The organism is Pseudomonas sp. B3G-3, assembly GCF_028640915.1.
GTDB classification, from domain to species: domain Bacteria; phylum Pseudomonadota; class Gammaproteobacteria; order Pseudomonadales; family Pseudomonadaceae; genus Aquipseudomonas; species Aquipseudomonas chlororaphis_I.
Genome location: NZ_JAQZAB010000032.1, coordinates 1 through 433, shown reverse-complemented (window position 1 = coordinate 433; position 433 = coordinate 1). Strand labels below are relative to the sequence as shown.

The following is a 433-nucleotide window of genomic DNA, read 5'->3' as shown; positions in this document are numbered from 1 at the left end:
GTTTTCATCGTTACCGGCCGGGTGATCCAGCGGCTGCAGCAGGGTAAAGCTGTAGGCACCGGCGGCACTGAGGCTGAAGGTGAACACATCGACGGCGCCCGCCTTGGCAGTGAGGGTGTCGCCGGCGACGCTATACACCAGCGCCACTCCGCCCGAACTCAATGCCGGCAAGCCACTGGTATCGCTCGACAAGGAGTAGGTCAGCGGTACGTCGGCACCCGACTGGAAGATACCGGTCACGCTACCGCTGGCAGTCGTTGCTTCGCCAGCTACGTCGCCCACACCACCGGCAATACCATTGGCCAATCCGTCTTCATCGACAGTACCGGCCTCGGCGGCTCCGGTTGCGGTTGGCGTATCGTCATCGACGGTGATCACCAGTTTCTCGGCCGCGGCCGTCACGGTGTCGCCATCCTTGTCGGTGGCCTTCAGC

At 63.5% G+C, this 433-nt stretch carries 1 pseudogene; it reads right to left on the bottom strand.

Features of this window, described 5'->3' with window-relative positions:
- A pseudogene (locus PVZ80_RS00250) lies at positions 1-433 on the bottom strand (hypothetical protein); the annotation flags it as partial.